This window comes from Alteromonas mediterranea DE, assembly GCF_000020585.3.
In the GTDB taxonomy this organism is placed as follows: domain Bacteria; phylum Pseudomonadota; class Gammaproteobacteria; order Enterobacterales; family Alteromonadaceae; genus Alteromonas; species Alteromonas mediterranea.
Genome location: NC_011138.3, coordinates 576,260 through 598,050 on the forward strand (window position 1 = coordinate 576,260; position 21,791 = coordinate 598,050).

Below are 21,791 nucleotides of genomic sequence, written 5' to 3' on the forward strand. Positions count from 1 at the left end.
TATTGTGCGCTAAATAATAATGATGAAAAATGGATGTGATTTAGATGCTTTTGCGTCTGCTAACGCCTTGTATAATCTTTGTTTTATGCGGGCTTGTTAGCCCTTACGTCAAAGCAAAGTCAGACATAATAATAATTCTAGATGACCTGGGCTACAGGCCGTCCGATATCGCTGCTTTCTCTCTTCCTAAAGAAGTTACTTTTTCCATACTCCCACAAACGCCTTTGGCATCTGAAATAGCGCAGCGCGCTGAAAAAGAGGGCAGGGCGGTAATGCTGCATATGCCGATGCAGGCTCAAAATGGTAAAAATATGGGGCCCCTTGGGCTTTCAACTGATATGTACGCCGGTGCTATTACACACAATGTCCGCAGGGCAATGAAGAGCGTACCTAACGCGGTGGGTATCAACAACCATATGGGAAGTGCCTTTACCGGGCAGCGAGAGGCGATGGAAGCGTTACTTAAAGAGGTGAAGCGTCAGGGGCTATTCTTTGTCGACAGCCGAACGACAGTATTATCTAAAGGAAAGGAAATTGCCGAACAACTCGGTGTGCCTAACGCCAGTCGCCAAGTGTTCCTTGATCACCGCTTAGAGCCTGCGTTTTTATTACAGCAATTCAATGAGATGAAGCGTATTGCTAAGCGTGAAGGACGAGTTTTAGTTATAGGTCACCCTCATCCTGCCACCATAGACTTTTTGCAAACGCATTTACCACTACTTGAAAAAGAAGGCTTTAGCCTCGCCTCTGTGGCAGACTATTTTCCCGATGCACCGAAAGTGGCGAAGCAGTTTCCAAATGTGCATGAGCAAACCGCAGGGCTTTCACACCACATAATTGCCAGTAAAAACATTGCTGACAAAAATATTACTCTGAAAAATAATTTGGCTTTCACGAATAAAGTAAGTTCAGAAAACCTAGAGCACACTCGATATAGCACGCGAAAAGTGTCGCCAGAAATCACTGATGTTGCGCCAAAGGAATAGTTAACCCACTTACTTTCCCCCTTCATTAGTCTACTTTCGTCTCAATAAGATCAAAATTTAATGTGGGAACGTTTCGCATTTTTGCTAGTCTGTTATAATATAACGTCTCTGACAGTATTTTTGCGCACATATTCCGGCACGGTGGTATTTAGAGTAATGACTCCAATTGATGAGAATCCAACAAAACTAGACAAACTTGGCATTTGGGTGTCGAGCTTGTGTGCGTTGCATTGTCTCGCTCTACCTGTCTTGATCCCGCTATTACCTCTTGTAGGTTCAAGCTTTTTTGCGCAAGTGTGGTTCGAAAGAACCATTTTAACCTTCTCTTTAATTGTAGGCGCAGTGGCGTTGATTAGCGGTGCTGTCCGTTACCACGGTAAATACTACCCACTTATATTATTGTTCACAGGTGGCGCTATTTACTGGCATAAAGATATTTTTGGGCATCACTACGAACCATTTACCATCGCTCTCGGGGCAGCGCTTATCGTAGCCGGGCACTGGTTTAATATGCGTTTGTGCAGACAGTGTAAATGCTGCAAGAACACTGTATTTTCAGAGCATCTTTCTACCGAATTAAAATAAGCGTTACAACGTATTCAAAAAAACGAGCTCTGGGGTTAATTAAGACAGTGCCTTAAGGGCTGTATCGGGCACGTTAGTAAAGATACCTGTAACCCCCCATTCTCGTAGCATTAGCATATCCCTTGGTTCATCAACGGTATATACAAATACGTCAAACCCATCGCGTAGGGCCTCGTGTACAAAGCTCTTATCAACAGCATCTAAGGCAATATTAACCGAATAGGCGTTAAGTGCTCGGGCGCTGGCAGTACAGTCTAGTTCGTAACTTGCCGAGAGCGCTCCAATCTTAACCTTTGACCAGCGCTTTGCGATTGCATGAAGCCAATGGTGATTAAATGAGGATATAAGCAGCTTATCAACGTTAATACCGCTTTCTTGCACAGCCTGCTTTACGTCTTCAACCCAGCTATCGACATCGTTTAAGTGTTTAATTTCGATATTGCACCACTTATTATCAACAACACAATTTAGGGTTTCAGAAAGGGTTGGTATGCGCTCACCTTCGCCTATGTCCATTTCTCGAAGCGCTTGCCACGATGCATCTAACAGGTAACCCGGCTCGCGAGCACGACGTTTAAGGGTCCTGTCGTGGAAAACTACAATGCCGTCATCGTGCTGATAAGTGTCGAACTCAATACCATCTGCATGTTGCTCAAACGCTAACCTAAAGGCTTTAAGTGTATTTTCAGGTGCTGCTTTGCTGGCACCGCGGTGTGCAAAAATGAGCATAGGTACTAGCCCCTTCCATTATCAATACGCATTATTCATCGTTTGAACTGTGCAACTTATGGGTATTAAGCGTTTCATAAACTGACGCCGAGGTAATGAGTATGCCTCCTACTAGCGCACTCCAGCCAGGCGTTTCATTTAGCAAAATAATAGCGAGAAAAACGCCGTAAAGAGGCTGCATGCAGGCTATTAGAGAAAAAGTTTTTGCTCGTAAATGTCGCAGACTCGCTGCAATTAACGCATGGGGCAGGGCTGTAAATACGGTGCCTAATAGCAACAACATGAGCCATGAATTCGTTGAGGCAGAGGCAATGGCTTCACTTCCTACAGGCAGCATCAACACGCTAATAACTAAGGTTTGCCATGCCATCGCTTGTGCACCAGTATAATGCTTAAAGTGTTTGCGATGAATAAGGTTTCTAAACGAATACAAAATAGCAGAGGCAATGCCTATTAGAACGCCAAGCGTAATATCGTTCTCTAACGATGTTTCAGGCACAATTAGGTATACGCCAATGATCACCGTTAGCGTAGATAGGATATCCTGCCAAACCAGCCTTACTCGTTCGAAAAAAGGTTCGATAAGTACGGTAATTACAGGAAAGGTGAAAAGCGCAATCATGCCCACAGATACGCCGGCATACTGCATCGCCGCAAAGTAGGTAACCCAATGAAGCGCCATGAGTAAGCCTAAGCCAAGCGCAACGCCGTAATCTTTTCTGCTATTCAGCTTTATTTTATTTTTGGCCAGCTTTAGAAATGCAAATAGGGCAATGCATGCAAATACCGAGCGGACCAGGGTAATATCACTGGCACTAAGTGGTACAAGCCTAGAAAAAAGGGCCGTACCACCTAATAAAACAACCGTGAGGTGAAGCGAAATTAGGCTTTTTTTAACAGCATCCATAAATTAGCTGTCAGCGCCCTCTGAAGGTGTATCTTTCTTGGTTTCGCCAGCATTGTCATCAAACTCGTTGCTAGCTTGAACAGGAGTTTCGGTAGTTTGCTCTGGTGTAATAGCTTTTTGTGAAGACATTTTTGAAGCCATCGGCTCACCTAAGCGTGTCACCATGCCAGGGGCAATATCTTCGAAATCTATCATGTCTTTTTCGAAACAAACTACAATGGTTGAGCCTAGCTTAAAGCGCCCAAGTTCAGCCCCTTTTTCTAACTTAACCGCCGCTTCGCTATCAGTTTCATACGACCAGTGCTGGACCGTCTTACCTGTAGGTGGAGTCACCGTGCCAGCCCAAACCGTTTCGATACTCGCCACAATAGTAGCACCTACTAATACCATTGCCATTTTGCCCACCGGGGTGTCGAACAGCGCTACAACACGTTCGTTACGTGCGAAAAGGCCCGGAATATTTTGTGCAGTAAGCGGGTTGACCGAAAACAGTTCGCCCGGCACGTACAGCATGTCAGTTAGCGTACCTTCAATAGGCATATGGATTCTGTGATAGTCACGTGGCGCCAAGTAGACTGTTGCGAACTTGCCGTTTTTAAACGGTGCGGCAACATCAGGTTTTCCGCCTAGTAACGTGGTAAGGCTGAAGTCATGGCCTTTCGCTTGGAAAATGCTGTCGCTGCGGATATCGCCAAACTGGCTCACTGTGCCGTCAACAGCATGGATTAGCACATCGTCACTTTCATCGATAGTGCGCGCTTCTGGCTTAAGCGTACGAGTGAAGAATTTATTGAAGCTTCGGTAATGCTCGGGCTTTTCATGAAGAGCCTCGGTCATATCAACATTGTATTGCTTAATAAATAGCTTGATGAAAAAGGTTGTCACGCTACCCATCTCTGCTTCAGCGAGTTTACCCACAAGGCGAGAAAGCAAATGCTTAGGGGTAACGTATTGTAAATTAACTTTAAGCCAATCTAACACAAAATATCTCCGTTTCTTTTATGCAAACAATAACGCATTGCATAGATAGCGCTATTGTATAGTAAGTCGTAGTATTTAGAGCAACTTTAGGGTTATGAGTGCTTACACAAAAGCATAAGCACGGGTTTACTCTCGGTGAGTGTTATCGCGTTTTGTTTAAAACCGCTTATGCACCTGGGGGCTGACTATGGCTAGGACGCTGCTCTTCCATCGTGGTTAATATTCGGTGGTAGCTGTCAAAGCGTTCTGCACTGATTTTCCCTTCTTCAACCGCTTCTCTTAACAAGCAGCCCGGATCGTTTAAGTGCTTGCAGTCGCGAAATTTGCAGCCGCCTAAATAGTCTCTAAACTCAATAAAACCCCATGTGATACGCTCAACGGGAATATGCCACAGGCCAAACTCACGTACTCCTGGAGAATCAATTAAATCACCCCCAGCCGGTAAATGAAGCAGTTTAGCAGCGGTGGTGGTGTGTTGACCCAGCCCTGAGTTATCTGAGATATCACCGGTTAATTCATCGGCATCTGGCAGAACCTGGTTAATAAGGCTCGATTTACCAACGCCCGACTGCCCCACGAAAACGCTGATATTATCATTAAGGTATTCGTTAAGTGTATTAATACCCTCGCCAGTTTTACAGCTGGTAAACAGCACTTCGTAGCCTAGTTTTTCATAGGTTTTAAGCTGCTCTGTGACGGTTGCGCGTTCTTCATCGCTAAGCAGCTCTACTTTATTAAGTACAATAAGTGGCGTAATGCCAATATCTTCACAGGCCACCAAATAGCGGTCGATTATATTCAGTGAAAGAGAAGGTAAAATAGAGCTAACCACAATAATACGGTCGATATTCGCGGCAATGGGTTTGATACCGTCGTAATAATCGGGGCGAGTGAGCACGGAGTGCCTGTCTTTTACTATTTCGATAACACCTCTTACCCCCGACTCAGCATCATCCCCTTTGCTGAAAAAGACTTTGTCTCCGCACACTACAGAGTCGACTGTACGGCGAATATGGCAGCGGGAAACTTCGCCATTGGTATCTTCAACATCGGCATGTTTGCCGAAGCGGCCAATTACAGTACCGCTCTCTAACGCGCTTTCGTCCAGACTCGAAGCATCTTTAGCGCCGTGCTTTTCACGCAAGCGTTTGCTTCTGTTTGCTGCAACTTGTCGTTTCTGTCGTTGTGTAAGTTTTGGTTTTTTCGCCACGATTCTTTTCTAGTTTCACGTATACTATGTCAATAATACCGTTTGTAGGGCATGGTTGCCATGTCTGTAGCGCAAAGAGGAAAGTAATGAGTAAACACGACAGTAACCTTGTTTGGATAGACATGGAAATGACAGGGTTAGATCCTGAAACCTGCGTAGTTATGGAAATTGCCACCATAGTTACCGATGCACAGCTTAATATTTTGGCTGAAGGCCCCGTAATAGCGGTACATCAAAGTGATGACGTGTTAAACAACATGGACGAGTGGTGCACACGCGTTCACGGAGAAAGTGGGCTTACTGCGCGTTGCCGAGAGAGTAAAATAAGCGTAGAAGAAGCATCCGCACAGACTATTGCCTTTTTAGAGCAGTGGGTAGATGCAGGTAAATCACCACTGTGTGGAAACACCATTGGGCAAGACAGACGATTCATGGTTAAGTACATGCCCGAGCTTGAAGCTTACTTCCACTATAGAAATATTGATGTAAGTACAATAAAAGAGCTAACGCGCCGCTGGAAGCCTGAAGTTTTAGATGGTTTCGAAAAGAAAGGCGTACACTTAGCCTTAGATGATATTCGCGAGTCTATTGAAGAAATGCGCTATTATCGAGAGAAAGTGTTTACGATTTAAGCATTCGAGCATTGAGGTGCAAAAAAAGTAGAATTAAAGGTTGCGTTACCCCAAAATTTTTGTAAAATGCGCACCACTTCAAACGAAGTACCTCTTTTGTTGCGGGAATAGCTCAGTTGGTAGAGCACGACCTTGCCAAGGTCGGGGTCGCGAGTTCGAATCTCGTTTCCCGCTCCAAATTTTAAAAGCTGATAGTAAAATTTACTTTCAGTGGGCGTGAAAAGCGCGACCCCTAGTGGGCCCGCGACCGAGTGTCGGCCAGTTGGCAAATCTCGTTTCCCGCTCCAAATTCACTTACCATAGGTAAGTATCTATAAGATGCACAGCATCGACTCTATGCGGGAATAGCTCAGTTGGTAGAGCACGACCTTGCCAAGGTCGGGGTCGCGAGTTCGAATCTCGTTTCCCGCTCCAAATTTTTCAAACACCTCAAAAATTAAAACTTATCTAGTTTTTAAGTGCGACCACTTGATGGGCCCGCGACCGAGTGTCGGCCATTGCTTCGCAACGAGCTCAAATCTGTTTCCCGCTCCAAATTTTTTCTTCAGTATTCATATTTCATAATCGCATTTACTTTGTAAGTGAAAGCTATCTGAACTTTCTTCTTTGTTAATGCTCAACTACTAGGTGCTTTTATGGATGGATGCATTAATGGTAGACTCAAGGATTGATAGATATGAGCTTGAGAGGAGCAGTCTTACTCAAATAAGCCTGCCAAGCGCTTCTGATCTTCGTGCGCTTTTACTTTCACTTGGTATCAATGGGAGCTTGTTACTCGCGTTGGCATTCACCACAGAAAACGAGTCTATAAATCAGCAACACTTTCCACCTGTATTGCTAAAAGCAGTATTAGTAATGCCAACGAGTGCCCCTCAAAAGACCGACATTGATTCAGAACCAGTGAATGAGAAAGGTAGCGACCTAGAACATAGCGCTGCCATTGAAAAAACTAAAAAGGGTGAGAAAGTATCGAGCGCTAACAAAGTGGTTGGCAAAACTAAAGAACCACAGAAACTTTTGGTAAAAGAACCTTCACCACAATTTAAAGCAAGAACAAAAGAAACCAAGCTTAAAATTCGGGATGCCACACAAGATTATATCAATCGTTTGAACGCACAACGATTGCATGACATCGCTAATCAATCACCTTCAAACAAAACTCATTCGAATGTGAAAAGAAACCCTAAGCTTTCTAACTCCTCCAATACTGAAAACGAAGACTTTCTAAAAAGCATCGAAATAGTCCTTGATTGCAGTTCAATAAAAGGGAAGTTATTTAGCACCCTCAGTAAAAACAAGGGGGTTACTCTTAACGATCGTGACTTTCCCACGCTAGCGGGTGACGCAACTAAATCAGTTCAGGGTACCGTGAAGTGTCGAGACCACGGCAGTATTCAATTGCATATTGATAAGTATCTAAACAAGCTGCAATAGCTGTAATCTGCAAAATTATACCAAAGTATAAGTTTCTCGTTATGCCATTTTCCAGCACCGATTCTGTCTGCGTTCACGCACTATAATGAATCCTTATTCATCATTTTTTGCATCGTATTGGTGCGTAGCCGCCTAGATTTTAATCCGTATCTCGATAAACCTAGGACTTGTTGTGCCTTTTGCACGAAAATTGTGCAACTGGTAGCACTTTAATAAGTCTGTTTGAATATTAAATGGATTTTAGTGGGTAAATATGCATAATGCGCCGTTTTTTCGCGGTAGTTTCGCTAATTAGTCGCCTTTTGATAGGCACATAGTTTGCAGATCTACATGGTTTGCTAAACATAGTGTGTTAATTAAATAGGCTATGTAAAACGCATATCTCAGACATATAAAAAATAACCTTCGCTTTTAGACTCCTCAATAAGCGCCGGAAAGAGCGTACTGGAACGAAAAAGTATAATTGGAGAAACACACATGGCTTTTGGTTCATCAAAGCAAAACAATATTTCTGCACTAGCAATTGCAGTAGCATCTGCACTTACTGTTAGTGCATCTGCGGTTCAGGCTCAGGAAGAAGCCGCTGTTGAAGAGAAGGATGTCGAAAAAGTAGTTGTAACCGGTTCTCGCGTTGCCCAAGACTCCTCCCTGGAAGCAGCGAGCCCTGTTCTTGCCATTAATGCTGGTGATATCAAAACATCTGGTCAAATAGATTTAGGTGCCATGCTGCGTGAATCGCCTCAACTACAGGCGTCACTGCCGGGGTCTTTTTCTGCATTTAATGGAACCCCACTAGGAGCAAGCTTACTGGACTTACGTAATCTAGGTAGTGAGCGAACCTTGGTTATGGAGAACGGTCGACGACATGTTTCAGGTATTGAGGGTACGGGCTCTGTTGATGTAAATACCATCTCTACTGCTTTACTTAGAAACGTGGAAGTCCTCACTGGTGGTGCCTCAGCTGTTTACGGCGCTGATGCGGTAACCGGTGTTGTCAACTTTAATATGAGAAACGGAGCCTCGTTCGACGGGCTAGAGCTTCGCACTCAAACAGGTGTGACTGACGATGGTGATGCGAATGAATTCTTTTTATCATTGGCCAACGGCTTTTCTACAGATAAAGGTGATTTAGTATTCGCGGTTGAATACCAAGAAACCAGCCCAGTGTATGCTAGAGATAGAGACTTCGCAGGCTCTGGTCTATATACACAAGTAGCCAATACAGAGGCTACTCAGAGTGCATTTGGTATTGATTCACGCTTCAAGAATACTTGGGTGCCAGATTACAGACTTCCAATTTCAAGTGACAGAGGTGTAATTTCATTAACTGGCAGTGCGTTTGGGGATGTCGCTGGATCTGGCGGCGTGCTAGGTTGCGGCACTATCGGAACGTCCATGTTTCCAACGTGTCAGGTAGTGGGTGAAGACGGCACCTTACGTGCCTACAATCCCGGCGATGTTTATGCTGGACCTTTCGATGCGAGTGGTGGTGATGGTGTACCGGGTAGTCCCGACGCTGAACTTATCCTTCCAGAGTCTAAAAGAGTCTTAGTACAGGCAGTGTCAAATTACGAACTAAATGAATTCGTAAATTTCTTTGTAGATGCCAAATTCGTATTTAGCTCGACTAAAGAAACTAATCAGGTGAATGGTTTCAATGACGATATTCCAATCTCACTAGACAATCCGTATATTCCTGCAGCTCTACTGTCTCAAATTAATGAATTACAAGCAGAAGGTGAATCACCAAGCTTGGTAATGTCCCGCGATGTTCTTGATATAAACGCTAATTCAAACCCAGAAGCGGAACGTAAAACGTATCGTATTGTTACAGGCTTCGACGGTTATATCCCTAACACCGCTCTAGAGTACGAGGTTTTCTATAACTACGGTCGAACTGATGCCGACATTACTTCGAACTTGCGCATAGAAGACAGATACTTCGCCGCTATTGACGCTGTAACAGATCCAGCAACTGGCAATGTTGTTTGTCGCTCTGACCTAGACAGTTCTGCGCTTCCTCCTACGTCGCCGTTTCCATCTGCGAATGCGAATTTTGGATTCTTAACTTTCCAGCCTGGTGATGGTTCTTGTGTACCAGTGAATTTGTTTGGAAAGGATTCAATCAGCGCTGAAGCGGCTAACTTTATATTCCAACCTGGCACTGAGCAGAACGATATAACGCAAGAGAATTTCTTAGCAGTAGTATCGGGAGACTCTTCTGATTTATTCGAGCTTCCGGCAGGCCCTGTTATGTTTGCTCTTGGTTACGAATGGAGAAAAGAGTCAAGTACCTATACGCCAGATCCATACTCCGCAGCAGGCTTAACCTTTGGAACATTAGACTCTCGCAACGGCCCAACCAATCCTTCTGACGGTGAGTACGATGTTTCAGAATACTTTGTAGAAGCAACTATACCTTTACTAGAAGGTGTCGATTTCGCTGAGCGATTAGAGCTGCGCACTGCATACAGAAGCTCAGACTACGACCCATATGGTACGCATGACGCTTGGACGATAGGAACAGTATGGTCACCTGTTGATACATTTAGTATTCGAACGACCTTCTCTGAAGCGGTGCGGGTTCCCAACATTAATGAAGCCTTCGCACCTACATTTGCGGCTTCACTTGGTGCAGGAGATGACCCTTGTAACCAAAACTTAATTAGTGCGGGCTCTGAGTTCAGGGAGGCGAACTGTATTGCACTGATTGGCGACGCGGTAGCTGATGGCACTTATGATTCTACTAACTTCCTGTCAGCGTTTGTTTCTGGTTCAACGGGCGGTAACCCAGACCTTGATCCTGAAGAAGCAGAAACCATCACGATTGGTACAGTGTGGAGACCAGATACAGAGCTCGACGGTATGCTGGAAGGTTTAGTAGTGACACTAGACTACTATAATATTGAAATTGATGGCCTGATTGATAGCCTTACTGGTTTTGACATTGCATCTAACTGCGTAGACGCGCCAACAATCAACAACCAATTTTGTGACGCAATTGACCGTGATGCTACAAATGGATTTATCACAGATTTTCGTTCAGGGTTTATCAACCTTGCAGCGGTAGAGACATCTGGTATTGATTTCCGCGTAGATTATGGCTTTGAGTTGGCTAAATTAGTCGACACAGACGGAAGAATTGAATTCACAATCAACGGAACAAACTTCCTCAAAAATGATGAAGTAAGGGATGTGAGTGCACCTGACGAAGTCACTGATGTTCTTGGAACATTTGGGCGACCAGAGTGGATCGTAAACATGAGTGCAGACTATATAATTGGTGAACTCGTTGTTGGGTGGAGAGGACGCTACGAAGGAAGCCAGCTACTTCCAGGGCTAGAAAACCAGGATATCGAGAGTGATCCTGATTTTATCAGTCAAACTCACACTGGCTCTGCATTGGTGCATGATTTTTCTGTTTCATACACTTTTGAAGATAGCCTAGAAGTATATGGTGGTATCAACAACGCGTTTGAGGAAGATCCTTACCTTGGCACATTGTCGAGACCGGCAGGACCTAGAGGACGCTTCTTCTACCTAGGCGTAAATTACACAATGTAGCGTCTACACAGATATCAAAAGCAGCTTTTTTTAGCTGCTTTTTTTATATCTCTAAATAGGAATTTATTTGCATCACTACTTCGTTGAGATTATGTTAATGTAACTTCCTCTGGTCTAACCAGTGGCGCAGATTTAATAATCACTCGAAAGATAAAAAGCTCCCAACTATCAGCGTGAACAACTATGTCAAAGAATTACGTACTAAATACATATAACAAATTCCTTAAACTGCCCTTTGGCAAAAAGCTGTTTAGCTGGTATTCAGCCCGCAGAGCACCTTATTTCTCAACAGTTTCCCCCCTTATTACAGACATCAAACCTAACTACTGTGAAGTGCTTATTAAAAAGCGTAAAGGGGTAGAAAACCACATTGGTACGGTTCATGTCATTGCGATTTGTAATGGTTTAGAAATGGCCATGGGCTTTATGTGCGAAGCGTCAATCCCTAAAAACCTTAGGTGGATCCCAAAAGGTATGGAAGTAAAGTATCCGGCGAAAGCAGACTCAGATATTCGCTGTGTCGCCGAAGTGCCAGCAGATGCGTGGAAGCCTGGCGATTTACCCATTTCAGTTAAGGCGTATAACGCTGAAGGAACAGTGGTTGTAGATGGTACTATTACGGTTTGGGTAAGCGAAAAACGCTAAACTATGTCGCGTTATTTGAAGGTCGCTTTTGCGGCCTTTTTTTATGTCTGCTTTAAGGAGCAATATTAAGTTTTTACGACAGGCCTATTTCCAATTGACAGTATTCAAAAACACATCTAAGAATAACGTGGTAAGCGATTAAGGCGCTATATCGGAAGTCTATTTCATTCAACTATTAGCTGGCAGCCCTCTATTAATGTAACACGAGGGGCCGCAATGAAAGAGGTTAAGATGTCTGTAATCACAAAAGAAAAAATCACCAGAAAACCCTTCGCAGATAAGAAAAATTACCCTTACGGCTTTGCGCGTTCAGGAGATTTTTCAATTAACGAGAGCAAGCTTTTGCAAGGTTACGGAAGCTTGTTTGCTGCACTGGTTGACGGAAAGATCACGCCGGGAAACGACGAAGAACAAGCCTATCTAGCGTCGGCGCTTGGCCATCGCGAGCCCGCAACTTCTCAAGAAAAAGCGTGGTTAAAATACCAAGCGCGAATTAATAGACCAAAGACCGCTAGCATTTATGGCTCTAAGCGCCCATCTGCAGAAGAGGTTGACGATGATGAAGATATAAGCGATAACAGTGACATTGATATTAGCCTCGATGATTAAGGCTTTGCCTTCATTTACAAACGGTAGATAAAGGCGCTTTCTTTTCGCTCGTCATTTTTATTGTTCACACTGTTAATATTGTGTAAATAATTATCCTATTTTTTGTCAATTCAATACTGATGTCGAAATATTTATCCTAATTATTGCGAATATTGGGATATATATCTCACTTTTACGCAATTTGGTGTTTTATCTTCCTATTACCTTAGATATAGTCGGGGCATCGTCAACGTACGCTGACAAACCCCCCAACCCATTACAGGAGAAAGCACTGTGAAAATGATGTCGGGCGCAGCCATGGTGGTTGAAGCGCTAAAAGATGTAGGAGTGACACACGTGTTCGGTTACCCAGGTGGTGCCGTACTAGACATTTATGATGCGTTATTTGCGCAAGATGATGTCAAACACGTCCTCGTACGTCATGAACAGGCAGCCGCCCATATGGCGGATGGTTATGCACGTTCAACTGGCAAAACCGGCACAGTGCTCGTCACATCAGGTCCAGGTGCTACGAATACTATTACTGGTATCGCGACTGCCTATATGGACTCTATCCCGATGGTAATTTTATCGGGGCAGGTGCCTTCAAAGCATATTGGTGAAGATGCATTCCAAGAAACTGACATGGTAGGGTGTTCGCGTCCTATCGTTAAGCACAGTTTCTTGGTTAAGCGCGCGGTGGATATTCCAGAGGCGATTGCGAAAGCTTATTATATTGCCAATACAGGCCGTCCAGGGCCGGTGGTTGTAGATTTGCCAAAAGACATTGTTAACGTGGCTGAGGAACACCCTTATGTGTATCCTACCGACGTGACCATGCGCTCTTACAACCCAACCGAAAAGGGCCACCCTAAGCAGGTTAAGAAAGCGGTCGAGTCGCTACTTAAAGCAGAACGTCCAGTATTATATGTAGGTGGTGGTGCAGTAGCTTGCGACGCGTCAGAAAAAGTTATTGAGTTAGCTGAAAAGCTAAATTCTCCGGTAACTTGTACGCTGATGGGTCTTGGTGCTATGCCGGGAACACACAAGCAATTCATTGGTATGCTTGGTATGCATGGTACGCTTGAAGCGAACAAAACCATGCACAATGCCGACTGTATCATTGCGCTAGGTGCTCGTTTTGATGACCGTGTTACCAATAACGTTGATAAATTCTGCCCTCATGCAGATATTATCCATGTGGATATCGACCCTGCCTCAATCTCTAAAACCGTAAATGCACATATTCCAGTGGTGGGTTCGGTAGACAAAGTGCTTGATCAAATTTTAAGCCAGGTAAATAAGAAAGATTTATCTTCTCAAAGTGACAAGCTAGCCGACTGGTGGCAGCAAATTGAAACCTGGCGTTCTCGTGAATGCTTGAACTACGCGCAAGGCGAAGAGGTTATTAAGCCTCAGCGCGTTATCGAAGCCTTGTATAAGCATACCGACGGCAAGGCTTATGTAAGCTCAGATGTAGGTCAGCACCAAATGTTTGCTGCGCTTTATTACCCGTATGACAAACCGCGCCAGTGGATTAACTCTGGTGGTCTAGGCACCATGGGCTTTGGTTTGCCGGCGGCGATGGGCGTACAGTTTGCGCACCCAGGCTCAACGTCTGTGGTAGTAACAGGTGACGGCAGTATTCAAATGAATATCCAGGAGCTATCTACCTGTTTGCAATACAACTTGCCTATTAAAATTATCTCGTTGAATAACCGTGCGCTGGGTATGGTGCGTCAATGGCAAGATATGATTTATAAAGGGCGTCACTCACACTCTTACATGGATTCAATGCCAGACTTTGTAAAGTTAGCAGAAGCTTACGGGCACGTAGGCATTAAAGTAGACAAACTTGACGAGCTAGATGCGGCTATGGAGAAATGTTTCAGCTACACAGATCGCCTCGTGTTTATGGACATAGCAGTAGACCAAAACGAACACGTATATCCAATGCAAATTAAGTTTGGCGCAATGGATGACATGCGCTTAAGCAAGACGGAGCGAACCTGATGAAACGTATTATCTCAGTATTAATGGAAAACGCCCCAGGCGCACTATCACGTATCGTAGGGGTGTTCTCGCAACGTGGCTACAACGTAGATTCACTTTGTGTTGCACCCACTGATGACGAGAGCCTATCGCGCCTCACTATTATCACCCACGGCGACGACAAGGTTATCGAGCAAATCACTAAGCAAGTCAACAAGCTTATCGATGTGCTAAAAGTTGTTGATTTAACAGAAGGCACGCACATTGAACGTGAACTTATGTTGATTAAAGTGGCAACCCGCACTGAGTCTGTCAGAGCCGAGGTGAAGCGCAACGCAGATATTTTCCGTGCGCGCATTGTGGATGTGAACGTAAATAACTACACCATAGAGATCACGGGCACCTCTGATAAACTAGATGCGTTTGCCACCACTATGGGGCAATGCGCAGAAATTATCGAGTCATCGCGCACGGGCGTGTGTGGACTGGCACGAGGTGACAGGGCGCTGCGCCCCTAAGTTACACGGCGTTGCGGTAAAATGTTGAAAAAGCTGTCAATCTGACAGCTTTTTTTGTTATCGCCAATAAAAATGGTTACTGCAGTCTTATGCGCAGCTTTATCTAAATGAATAGATTATTGTTAAGGTAAGGATGGTGCTCTTAGCGCGTTTAGGTATCTTTCCCATAGTATGCCTCTACCCGAAGCGCTACGCCGTATGATGTTTTAAAGTCTTCGTTGCGCAGCCATAATACGAAAGGTTCCACTTCAAAAAATAGCCAATCGCGCAGCGTGTTGTTACGCCACCTAAAACCCGTGTATACCTCTTCTACGCGATAGTTAGGCTGACTAAGTCCTTCCACCAAAAAATGGGGAATAATGGCGTTATGTTGGTCTACAGAAAATAAATGGTGCACCTCGTGGCGCCACAGCCAGTCGTTCGTATCATCGCGGAAATAAAATCGGTTATTCTGTCTGACGAGGTGTTTTTTATTGATTTCGTATTGGAAGGCGACCCCAGCTTCTGCACCTAATCGGTCGCGAGTGTAATAGTAGAGCTCTGCATCATATAACATGGCCCACTGATTCGAAAAGGCAAGGGCATCTCTGTAACGTGTTTTTGCGTATAGCTGGTCCCGTCTACCTGCCCCAATTCTGTACGAGTAGTGTGAATCTTGCTCTGGTCTAAAGCGAAGCGCAATGGTGGTTCTGTCTCTATCGTTAGCATTAACATTACGCGCGGCACGAACAGTATTGTCTTGGTTCTCATCCTCATTATCACTAACTAATAAATCCACGCGTTCTTGGAGCGCAGGAAGCCTAACTCTTACGCGAAAGCGCAGATCCGTATCAGATAGCATTCCGCTTCTCGGCTCCCAAGCAAGCTGAATGCGGCCCTCTGCTCTGGCTTGTTTTTGCCCTTGCCCGTAGCTGTTGTCATCGCTCTCAAATAAACCGTCTAGCTGCTTTACCGTAAAGTCCATGGTATCAGTGAAGCTTCGCTGCCAAATATCGAACCAGGCGTTGGTGGGGGGAAGTGACGAAGGCGACAACGTTGTGTCGTCGGCAGACTTCTGACTTATTGCGCTTTCATACTCCCGATGTTGAATATTAAGTGCCGTGCTTTGTACACTGGTCGCATTTACGGGGGCGTTCACCGTGGGGGTACGGGGGACGGATGCTAGAGGGGTGGTGAGTAGCATATGGCAATAAGCCACAGTAAGGCATAGCATTACTCACTAACTCCTTGTAAAAATTAGAATAGTTGAATGTTTTAAGTATTCGTATTACGCATATACAGAGCATGGATTGTCACAGGCAAAACGTCAATCTTTATTCATTGACGTAAATATTCAGGTGAAAGCAATGGCCGGCAATGGCATACTGTCTCAATCGATGTTAGGGAGATTAATTTTATGGGTGGTATTAGTATTTGGCAGTTGCTGATTATATTGGTTATCGTAGTGCTTTTATTCGGTACTAAGCGACTTAAAGGCATCGGCACAGATTTAGGCGGTGCAATTAAAGGCTTCAAAAAAGCAGTCAGCGAAGAAGAAAAAGACGCAGACTTCGAACAAAAGAAGCAAGTTGAAGAAAAGTCAGCTGCAGAGCCTGTATCAACAGAGACGCAGAGCGACGTTAAAGAAAAATCCTAATGTTCGATATCGGCTTTTGGGAGCTATTGGTTGTTGGCGTATTGGCACTGCTTATTTTGGGGCCAGAAAGACTGCCAGGGGCCATGCGCTCAACCATCAATACAATTCGTAGTGTACGAAATGTAGCAACCGGCTTTAAGCAAGAAGTTGAGCATCAGTTGCGTGTGCACGAATTGCATGAGAATTTGAAAAAAGCAGAGCAACAAGGGCTTAAAGATCTTTCACCTGAACTTGAACAAAGTGTCGATGAGCTTAAAAAAGCTGCAGAGTCGGTTCAAGAACCTTACAAAAAGCAATAGATGTCTGACGCTAACAACCTAATTTCTCATTTAATTGAACTGCGCAGTCGTATTCTCAAAGCGCTTTTGAGTGTACTGGTTGTGTTTATTTGTCTAGCCGCATTTGCACAGGACCTTTACCAGCTATTAGCGATGCCGCTGCTTGAAACCCTGCCTGAAAATTCAAGTATGATTGCAACTGACGTTGCGTCACCTTTTTTCGCACCTTTCAAGCTAACGCTGGTGTTATCATTTTTTATTGCGATCCCCTATGTGCTGTACCAAGTGTGGGGCTTTGTGGCTCCCGGGTTATACCGCAATGAAAAGCGTCTAGTGGCACCGTTATTACTTTCAAGCACGCTACTTTTTTACGCAGGCATGGCTTTCGCCTATTTCGTGGTATTTCCGATAGCCTTTGCGTTTTTTACTAGTGTTGCGCCAGAGGGAGTAACGGTAAGTACGGACATCTCAAGCTATTTAAACTTCGTATTGAAACTGTTTTTCGCATTTGGGGTCTCATTCGAGATACCAATAGCCATTATTTTAATGTGTTGGACCGGGGTCACCGATGCTAAATCATTACGCGCCAAGCGCCCCTATGTGGTTGTTGGTGCTTTTGTTGTGGGTATGTTGCTAACCCCCCCTGATATTATCTCTCAAACACTATTAGCGATTCCCATGTGGCTGTTGTTCGAGGTTGGGGTCATTGTGGGTGGCTTTTACGCAGGCAAGAAACCTAGCGATGAAGTCTCAGAAGAGTCGCCTGACAACACATAAAAGTTATTAAAAGAAAGGAATAAAAATGAAAACACGACTACTTTCTCTTGCCACTTTATTGTGTGCTTTTAGCGCGTTTAACGCACATGCTGAATCAATCGGCGATGCAATGGAAACGTGCCGAAATACAGATAATAGTTTAAAGCGCTTAATGTGTTATGACCGGGTGGCTAAGTCACTCGATCAGTACGATGGTGTAAATGCACAAGTTAGTCAGGTGCAGGCCTACAAAGAGGCTAATCGCAATCAAGTTAGCCCTCGTCCTGGTGCAACCCCCGAGCGTGCTACGCCTCAACCAAAAAGTGAGTTTGGCTTAGAGCACAAGCGTGACTTAACCAAAGAAGCGTCTGAAATTGCGGTGAGTATTGACTCTCTTAAAAAGAACCTTCGCGATAAGTATGTCATTACATTTAGCGACGGTTCTGTATGGCAGCAAACTGATGATACCTATATGAAGCTTAAAGAAGGTCAACCCGTTGCGGTAGAGCGCGGATTGTTAGGTGCGTTCTTCTTAAGCGTAGAAGGGCTTAATAAGCGAATGAAAGTAAAACGCGTTAAGTAGATGCCTTGGTTCGATGCGGGTGTCAATTTGCTAGATAAGCGCTTTGACGCTGACGACATTATACAGCGGGCAAAAGATGCTGGCGTGGAAAAGCTCTGTATTATTACCACCCACCCTAATGAGTGGGACGTTGCCGTGTCTCTTTATAACCAATACCCCGATACGTGCTGTTACACAATTGGGGTACATCCTCACAACGCTAAAGACGCTACCCCGAACGACCTGGCACGGTTACGTGAGCTAGCCCAGCAAAAAGGGTGTGTAGCTATCGGTGAATGTGGGTTGGACTTTAATCGAAATTTCTCTCCCCAGCCTGTTCAGCTGTCGATTTTTGAAGCGCAGCTAAAAATAGCCGCAGATGTAAGCCTGCCAGTGTATCTGCATGAAAGAGACGCGTTTGACGAACAGCTGTCTCTTCTAACCCGATATATGCCAAATTTACAAGGCGGCATCGCTCACTGTTTCACCGGTAACGCCGAACAAGTAAAGCAGTATCTAGCCTTAGACCTATATATCGGTATTACGGGCTGGGTGTGTGATGAAAAACGGGGTGAAGCGTTACGAGAAGCCGTAAAGCACATTCCGCTTGAACGCCTTATATTAGAAACAGACGCGCCATATCTCTTTCCCAAAACATTGCGCCCGAGAAAGCGTAATAATGAACCCGCGTTTTTGCCTCACATTGCTAATCAATTAGGCGAATATCTGCAAGTTGAGACTGATAAATTGCGTATTAGCAGTTATGCTAATACTTGTGAGTTGTTTTCTCTCAGCTAACATAGGTTTATATGCAGACAAATTTGAAAGCGATGCGCAAATATGATGCGGGTCTCGTATTGATAACGATAGTCGCCGTTGTTGGCTTTATATCCGTGCTGCTTAACCTTTCTCCTTTTTCGAATACTACACCGAAATATTCACAGCTTACCTATTTGCAAGAAGGCGACGAGGAACCTCTAGATTTCGCGAATGTGTCGCAAAAGCCCATGAGTGATTGGCGCCCTGTTGCGTCCCCTGTTAATTTGGGAATGGACAGCAATGTACATTGGTTTTCAATGGTGGTTTCACCAACCCAAACCTCTGAAAGCCGTTTTTTGCTTCATATTGATTACCCATTATTAGATCACCTTGATGTTGCCGTATACAGCCAAATTGGCAGTAAACCTATAGTTACGTTTACTGGCGGTGACGCAATACCGTTTGTTAACCGCCCGGTTTCACACGTAAAACCATTGTTTCCGCTTCCTGAAAGTCTGCACTCCCAGCGAATTATCATTCGTGTTCAAACTTCCGGAACAATAAGGTTACCCATTCGGATATGGGAAGAAGCAGAATTTATTTCCTATACCTCAAGTAGAAATCTAGCGTTGGGAATCTTTTTTGGAATTCTCCTCGCAATGGGGGTCAGTAACGCTTTTTTAACGATTACGACGAGTAATACGTCCTTTCTATTTTACTCGGGTTATATTGTTAGTTTAGCGCTAACGTTGGCAACGCTTCACGGCTATGGTTTGGCCTATTTATGGCCAGACAGTACGTGGTTTCAGTCAAAAGCGATTATTGTTTTTGCTAATGCAACTATCATGTTCGCTACAATGTTTACGCGAAGGCTCTTGCCCATTACAACCTATAGTAAAAAGGCTGACAAAGTCGCTCAAACGATAAGTTGGGTTTGTGGTGTGAGTATCCTCGCGGGCCTAATTTTTCCCTATTCACTTATGGTGAAAGCGTTTTTACTGCTACTTACCCTTACCATAATTTTTACTATGTGGTTGGGCGTCTGGTTAACCCTGAAAGGGGTAGTGGTTGCCCGTTATTTTACTATCGCCTGGGGGTTTTTATTAGTTAGTGGTTTAAGTGCTAACTTAGATAACGTAAACATTATTCAGCTGCCTATTTCCTCAAACAACTTACTGATTATTGGCGGGGCTGTAGAGTCATTAATTTTGGCGCTCATTCTCGCGATTAATTACAGCCACAGTCGCGACGATTTAATAGACGCGCAGCAGTTTGCGCTTGAACAGGAAAAACAGGCTAGTACCGCGAAAGAAAGCCTGCTTGAAGTGCAAAAGCGCTACCAAGACGACTTGGAATATAAAGTTGAAGAGCGCACGCTAGAACTTGAAATTACGCTTCGAGAGCTTTCTGAAGTCAATCAAGAGCTTGAAAGACTCAATGCCATAGACCCGCTCACTGGGGCTCACAACCGCAGGCATTTTGATAAGCGCTTACGTTCAGAAGGTAGGCGCAGCCGTCGGGAACAAACACCACTGTCACTTGTTATTATCGACGTCGATCACTTCAAAAAAATCAATGACGAATATGGGCATGATGGGGGAGATGAGTGTTTAATTCATGTAACGAAAGTATTTCAACAACACATCCATCGCCCTACAGATGACTTGTGTCGCATAGGTGGTGAAGAGTTTGCCATTATCCTGCCTAATACCGATTTAGAAGGGGCTTTTCATGTTGCTGAAAACATGCGAAGCAGTCTTGAAGCATCGCCCCTTGAATACGAAAACGAAATGATTAACCTAACCGCCAGTGCCGGCGTATCTACCACAGTAATTGTGGGTGAAGATCACACGCAGCAATTGTTTAAGTTCACTGATGAGCTTTTATATGAAGCAAAAGCGGCAGGGCGTAATAAAGTAATACATAAACAATTACAGGAAAAATTATGACATCTTCACCTTTCCCTCATCGCCGAATGCGCAGACTTCGTGCTAAAGATGCATTGCGGGGGCTTGTGGCAGAGCATCACTTAACGAGTGATGATCTTATCTACCCTGTATTTGTGTTACCGGGAGACAATGCCCGTGAAGCAGTGCCTTCAATGCCGGGTGTGGAACGATTATCTGTCGACCTTCTTGTAGAGGAAGCGGCTAATTGGGTAAAGCTAGGCATCAAAACCCTTGCGCTATTTCCCGTTACCCCGATGAGCCTTAAAACAGAGTGCGCTAGCGAAGCCTTTAACCCACAAGGGCTTGCACAACAAGCAATAAGAGCGCTTAAAAAGGCGTATCCAGAGGTTATGTTGATGTCTGATATCGCGCTAGACCCATTTACTTCACACGGGCAAGATGGGCTGCTTGATGAAAGCGGCTATGTGATGAATGACGAAACCGTTGACGTGCTCATAAAACAGGCGCTCTCACATGCTGAAGCAGGAGCTGATATTGTGGCCCCATCAGATATGATGGACGGCCGAATAGGCAGTATTCGCAACGCGCTTGAGGAAGCAGGCCATATTAACACGTGTATCATGGCGTATTCTGCCAAGTATGCCTCTGCTTACTACGGGCCGTTTCGCGATGCGGTCGGTTCTGCAGCGAATATTAAAGGTGGCAATAAAAAGACCTATCAAATGGACCCTGCTAATACCAATGAAGCCTTGCATGAAATTGCACTAGATATTGAAGAAGGTGCAGACATGGTTATGGTAAAACCGGGTATGCCTTATTTAGACGTGGTTCGACGATGTAAAGATGAGTTCAAAGTGCCCACGTTCGCTTACCAAGTAAGCGGGGAATACGCTATGCACCAAGCGGCATTTGCCAATGGCTGGTTAAATGAGGACGCGGTTATTTTAGAATCGTTATTGGCGTTTAAGCGCGCAGGTGCAGACGGCATTCTAACGTACTTCGCGCCGCAAGCGGCAGCGTTACTTGCCAAGCAAAACGGTAATTAAAAGGGCTACTTGTAAGCCGAGTGCTAGACAGAAGACAAAAAGTAAAGGCGTGCTTAGCACGCCTTTATTGCAA

General features: G+C 44.6%; 21 protein-coding genes and 2 tRNA genes. 18 read left to right on the forward strand and 5 right to left on the reverse strand.

Annotation, left to right across the window (positions count from 1 at the left end; genetic code table 11):
- The first annotated feature begins 44 nt into the window (after window positions 1–44).
- Window positions 45–986, forward strand: coding sequence for a divergent polysaccharide deacetylase family protein (locus tag MADE_RS02590; protein WP_012517050.1), 942 nt, complete (start codon window positions 45–47; stop codon window positions 984–986).
- A 156-nt stretch (window positions 987–1,142) separates the two neighbouring features.
- On the forward strand, window positions 1,143–1,571 hold the full coding sequence (locus MADE_RS02595; RefSeq protein WP_012517051.1) for a MerC domain-containing protein: 429 nt from the start codon (window positions 1,143–1,145) through the stop codon (window positions 1,569–1,571).
- Between the two features lie 39 nt (window positions 1,572–1,610).
- Here MADE_RS02595 and MADE_RS02600 read toward each other — a convergent pair whose 3' ends face one another.
- The 4 genes from MADE_RS02600 to rsgA form a co-directional block, all read right to left on the reverse strand.
- Window positions 1,611–2,300 (reverse strand): glycerophosphodiester phosphodiesterase, encoded by a 690-nt coding sequence (locus MADE_RS02600; RefSeq protein WP_012517052.1) that lies wholly within the window; start codon window positions 2,298–2,300, stop codon window positions 1,611–1,613.
- 31 nt (window positions 2,301–2,331) lie between these two features.
- Window positions 2,332–3,207, reverse strand: coding sequence for a DMT family transporter (locus tag MADE_RS02605; RefSeq protein ID WP_012517053.1), 876 nt, complete (start codon window positions 3,205–3,207; stop codon window positions 2,332–2,334).
- Between the two features lie 3 nt (window positions 3,208–3,210).
- Entirely contained in the window at window positions 3,211–4,188 is a 978-nt protein-coding gene (gene asd, locus MADE_RS02610; protein ID WP_012517054.1) for an archaetidylserine decarboxylase, read from the reverse strand.
- A 166-nt stretch (window positions 4,189–4,354) separates the two neighbouring features.
- Window positions 4,355–5,398 carry a small ribosomal subunit biogenesis GTPase RsgA gene (gene rsgA / locus MADE_RS02615; protein WP_012517055.1) on the reverse strand — a complete coding sequence of 348 codons (1,044 nt, stop codon included), beginning with the start codon at window positions 5,396–5,398 and terminating at the stop codon, window positions 4,355–4,357.
- An 86-nt stretch (window positions 5,399–5,484) separates the two neighbouring features.
- Here rsgA and orn point away from each other — a divergent pair, with 86 nt between their 5' ends.
- The 9 genes from orn to ilvN all read left to right on the forward strand — a co-directional run bounded on the left by orn (window position 5,485) and on the right by ilvN (window position 14,771).
- A complete protein-coding gene (gene orn / locus MADE_RS02620) occupies window positions 5,485–6,030 on the forward strand; it encodes an oligoribonuclease (protein WP_012517056.1) in 546 nt (181 codons plus the stop codon).
- Between the two features lie 101 nt (window positions 6,031–6,131).
- Window positions 6,132–6,207 (forward strand) — tRNA-Gly (locus MADE_RS02625).
- A 161-nt stretch (window positions 6,208–6,368) separates the two neighbouring features.
- A tRNA-Gly gene (locus MADE_RS02630) sits at window positions 6,369–6,444 on the forward strand.
- 237 nt (window positions 6,445–6,681) lie between these two features.
- Complete coding sequence (locus MADE_RS02635) at window positions 6,682–7,464, forward strand: hypothetical protein (protein WP_232363013.1); 783 nt, start codon at window positions 6,682–6,684, stop codon at window positions 7,462–7,464.
- Between the two features lie 477 nt (window positions 7,465–7,941).
- Window positions 7,942–11,028, forward strand: coding sequence for a TonB-dependent receptor domain-containing protein (locus MADE_RS02640; RefSeq protein ID WP_012517058.1), 3,087 nt, complete (start codon window positions 7,942–7,944; stop codon window positions 11,026–11,028).
- 183 nt (window positions 11,029–11,211) lie between these two features.
- Window positions 11,212–11,673 (forward strand): hotdog fold domain-containing protein, encoded by a 462-nt coding sequence (locus MADE_RS02645; protein WP_012517059.1) that lies wholly within the window; start codon window positions 11,212–11,214, stop codon window positions 11,671–11,673.
- Window positions 11,674–11,904: 231 nt separating this feature from the next.
- On the forward strand, window positions 11,905–12,282 hold the full coding sequence (locus MADE_RS02650) for a MaoP family protein (RefSeq protein ID WP_012517060.1): 378 nt from the start codon (window positions 11,905–11,907) through the stop codon (window positions 12,280–12,282).
- A gap of 273 nt (window positions 12,283–12,555) precedes the next feature.
- Complete coding sequence (locus tag MADE_RS02655) at window positions 12,556–14,274, forward strand: acetolactate synthase 3 large subunit (RefSeq protein WP_012517061.1); 1,719 nt, start codon at window positions 12,556–12,558, stop codon at window positions 14,272–14,274.
- A complete protein-coding gene (gene ilvN / locus MADE_RS02660; RefSeq protein ID WP_012517062.1) occupies window positions 14,274–14,771 on the forward strand; it encodes an acetolactate synthase small subunit in 498 nt (165 codons plus the stop codon). The genes MADE_RS02655 and ilvN overlap by 1 nt, the downstream gene beginning before the upstream one ends.
- Window positions 14,772–14,922: 151 nt before the next feature.
- Here ilvN and MADE_RS02665 read toward each other — a convergent pair whose 3' ends face one another.
- Window positions 14,923–15,984, reverse strand: coding sequence for a hypothetical protein (locus MADE_RS02665; RefSeq protein ID WP_012517063.1), 1,062 nt, complete (start codon window positions 15,982–15,984; stop codon window positions 14,923–14,925).
- A gap of 183 nt (window positions 15,985–16,167) precedes the next feature.
- On the opposite strand from MADE_RS02665, the gene tatA reads away from it, so the two are divergent.
- The 7 genes from tatA to hemB are packed head-to-tail and all read left to right on the forward strand — an operon-like array spanning window position 16,168 to window position 21,718.
- Window positions 16,168–16,407 carry a Sec-independent protein translocase subunit TatA gene (tatA, locus tag MADE_RS02670; RefSeq protein ID WP_012517065.1) on the forward strand — a complete coding sequence of 80 codons (240 nt, stop codon included), beginning with the start codon at window positions 16,168–16,170 and terminating at the stop codon, window positions 16,405–16,407.
- Window positions 16,407–16,706, forward strand: coding sequence for a Sec-independent protein translocase protein TatB (tatB, locus tag MADE_RS02675; protein WP_012517066.1), 300 nt, complete (start codon window positions 16,407–16,409; stop codon window positions 16,704–16,706). The genes tatA and tatB overlap by 1 nt, the downstream gene beginning before the upstream one ends.
- A complete protein-coding gene (tatC, locus tag MADE_RS02680) occupies window positions 16,707–17,462 on the forward strand; it encodes a twin-arginine translocase subunit TatC (protein WP_012517067.1) in 756 nt (251 codons plus the stop codon).
- A gap of 25 nt (window positions 17,463–17,487) precedes the next feature.
- Complete coding sequence (locus tag MADE_RS02685; protein WP_012517068.1) at window positions 17,488–18,024, forward strand: hypothetical protein; 537 nt, start codon at window positions 17,488–17,490, stop codon at window positions 18,022–18,024.
- Complete coding sequence (locus MADE_RS02690; protein WP_012517069.1) at window positions 18,025–18,801, forward strand: TatD family hydrolase; 777 nt, start codon at window positions 18,025–18,027, stop codon at window positions 18,799–18,801. It begins immediately after the preceding gene.
- An 11-nt stretch (window positions 18,802–18,812) separates the two neighbouring features.
- On the forward strand, window positions 18,813–20,711 hold the full coding sequence (locus tag MADE_RS02695; RefSeq protein WP_012517070.1) for a sensor domain-containing diguanylate cyclase: 1,899 nt from the start codon (window positions 18,813–18,815) through the stop codon (window positions 20,709–20,711).
- Window positions 20,708–21,718 (forward strand): porphobilinogen synthase, encoded by a 1,011-nt coding sequence (hemB, locus tag MADE_RS02700; RefSeq protein WP_012517071.1) that lies wholly within the window; start codon window positions 20,708–20,710, stop codon window positions 21,716–21,718. The genes MADE_RS02695 and hemB overlap by 4 nt, the downstream gene beginning before the upstream one ends.
- Window positions 21,719–21,791: the final 73 nt, after the last annotated feature.